This is a genomic window from Phenylobacterium sp., assembly GCF_036821595.1.
In the GTDB taxonomy this organism is placed as follows: domain Bacteria; phylum Pseudomonadota; class Alphaproteobacteria; order Caulobacterales; family Caulobacteraceae; genus Phenylobacterium.
Genome location: NZ_DAISJG010000164.1, coordinates 1 through 2,139, shown reverse-complemented (window position 1 = coordinate 2,139; position 2,139 = coordinate 1). Strand labels below are relative to the sequence as shown.

General features: G+C 72.7%; 4 protein-coding genes. All 4 read right to left on the bottom strand.

Translation table 11 applies throughout. From position 1 onward, the window contains the following. Positions 1-118 precede the first annotated feature (118 nt). Positions 119-289 (bottom strand): DNA gyrase inhibitor YacG, encoded by a 171-nt coding sequence (locus V7Z97_RS20230; RefSeq protein ID WP_334165397.1) that lies wholly within the window; start codon positions 287-289, stop codon positions 119-121. Next, positions 286-1,326 carry a ribonuclease E/G gene (locus V7Z97_RS20225; RefSeq protein WP_334165394.1) on the bottom strand — a complete coding sequence of 347 codons (1,041 nt, stop codon included), beginning with the start codon at positions 1,324-1,326 and terminating at the stop codon, positions 286-288. The genes V7Z97_RS20230 and V7Z97_RS20225 overlap by 4 nt, the downstream gene beginning before the upstream one ends. Continuing rightward, positions 1,323-1,910, bottom strand: coding sequence for a Maf family protein (locus V7Z97_RS20220; protein ID WP_334165390.1), 588 nt, complete (start codon positions 1,908-1,910; stop codon positions 1,323-1,325). Before V7Z97_RS20220 ends, V7Z97_RS20225 begins: the two co-directional genes overlap by 4 nt. An 11-nt stretch (positions 1,911-1,921) precedes the next feature. After that, the coding region (gene infA, locus V7Z97_RS20215) for a translation initiation factor IF-1 (protein WP_334165388.1) at positions 1,922-2,139 on the bottom strand (218 nt) is incomplete at its 5' end.

Genomic DNA, 2,139 nt, shown 5'->3' with positions numbered 1-2,139 from the left:
CCACCGACACGCGGATTTTCAATCCGCTGCTCTACCAACTGAGCTACCCAGGCGCCGGGCCGCCGACGCGGGAGCCGCGTCTATAGAAGAGGCCTTTTGCGAAGTCCAGCAGGCCTTTTCAGTCCTGAGAGACGTCCTCGTCCCGCCCGTCGTCCTCCTCGACGGCGGGGACCGCGTAGCGGCCGGTGAGCCAGCGCTGCAGGTCGACGTCCGCGCACCGGCGGGAGCAGAACGGCCGGTACTGCGGGGCGGGCGGCTTGCCGCAGATCGGACACTTCGGGCGGCTCATCCGGCGGAGACCTCCGGCCGCTCGCGCGGCAGCGCCGGATCGGCCCTGATCGTGAACCGGGCGCCGATCCGCTCCGCGAGCTGGACGCCCAAGGGACGGGCCGCCTCGGCCACGCCCGGCGCGCAGCGGGCCTCGAGCCGGGCTCCCGGCTGAGCCGCGCCCTCGGTCTCCAGGCGGCGGATGAGGCGTTGGGCGAGCGTACGGTCGCTGGGCTGTCCGTCCTCCCGGCACAGGATCTCGCCAAGCGGCGTGACGCGGCGCGGCAACGACAGCTCCATCGTGCCGAAGCGGCCCACCGGACCGATGGCGACGCCGGGATTGTCCGGCTGGAAGGCGGCCCGGGCCGCGGCCATCAGGGCGTTGCCGTCGTGTCCGCGGCCCACGAGATCGATGACGACGATTCCGCCGAGGCCCTTCAGGCGCAACAGGCGCGCGGCAAGACCCAGGGCCGCGAGATTCGCCTGGCGCGTGACACGCTTGGCGTCGGCGCCCTTGCGCTCGCCCAAGTCGATGTCGATGGCCGTCAGAGCGCGGGTCGGCTCGACGGCCAGGACGCCGCCGCCGGGAATCGGGTGCAGCACCTCCAGCGCCTCGGCCTCCGCCTCGTCGGCCATCTCGCGCGCCGCGGCGCCTTGCACGATCTCGGCGTCCCGAACGAGGGCCCTGAGTTCGTCGGCGACATCGCGCGAAGGCCCCAGCAGGCGCGGCGCCCCCTCCCCGTTCCCGAGCGCGCGGGCGATGGCGAGCTTACCGCGGCGCGGCTCGCCCCGGATCTCGATCTCCAGCGCCTGGCCTCTCACGGGCTTGGCGTCCGGCTTGAACGGCAGGATGGCCTCGGCGCCGCCGCCGAGGTCGAGGAAGGCGGTGGCCAGCGCCGGCTCAAGGCTCGCCACGCGCGCCACGCAGCGCGCGCCCAGGGCGAGCTTCGGATCGTCGCCGTCGCGGCGGACCAGGAGGCGCTCGGGCCGTCCGTCCAGGGTGACCACGCCTCGGCTTTCGCCGAAGCCCCGGTCCAGATAGAGGCGCCGCTCCGTCATGGCAGTCGGTATCCGAGGCCGCCCAGGAGGCTCGCGGTCTCGTAGAGCGGCAAGCCCACCACGGCCGGATAGGAGCCCTGCAGAGCAGTGACGAAGCCGCCGGCGCGGCCCTGGACGCCGTAGCCGCCGGCCTTGCCCAGGCCTTCGCCAGACGCCAGGTAGGCTTCGATGTCCTGAGGCGAGAGGCGCTTGAAGCGGACCCGGGTCTCGACCAGCCGCCGGGCCGTGCGGCCGCCCGGGGCGGCCACCGCCACCGCGGTCAGCACCCGGTGCGCCCGTCCCGACAGCAGATCCAGGCACGCGCGCACCTCGTCGGGCGTTTCGGCCTTCGGCAACACCCGGCGGCCAAGGGCCACCACCGTGTCGGCGCCCAGGACGTAGGCAAGCGGCTCATCGGCCGCGACGCGCGCGGCCTTGGCCACGGCCAGCCGGATCGCCAGCAGCCGCGGGGTCTCGTCTTTGAGGGGGGATTCGTCGACTTCGGCGGCGACCACGGAGTCGGGCTCCAGCCCGATCTGGCGCAACAGGTCGAGCCGCCGGGGACTTGCGGACGCCAGCACCAGGCGTTGCGGCTCGGGGGCCAAGTCCTCTCAGCCTAGCGGACGCGGAAGGTGATGCGGCCCTTCGTCAGGTCGTAGGGCGTCATCTCCACGAGCACCTTGTCCCCGGCCGACACCCGGATGCGGTTCTTGCGCATCTTGCCCGCCGTATGGGCGATGATCTCGTGGTCGTTCTCGAGTTTCACGCGGAACGTCGCATTGGGCAGGACTTCGCTCACCGTGCCCGGAAATTCCAGAAGCTCTTCCTTCGCCA

Excerpts from the sequence above, each read along its gene's own strand:
- V7Z97_RS20230 (WP_334165397.1), bottom strand. The coding sequence starts at position 289 with ATGAGCCGCCCGAAGTGTCCGATCTGCGGCAAGCCGCCCGCCCCGCAG.
- V7Z97_RS20225 (WP_334165394.1), bottom strand. The coding sequence starts at position 1,326 with ATGACGGAGCGGCGCCTCTATCTGGACCGGGGCTTCGGCGAAAGCCGA.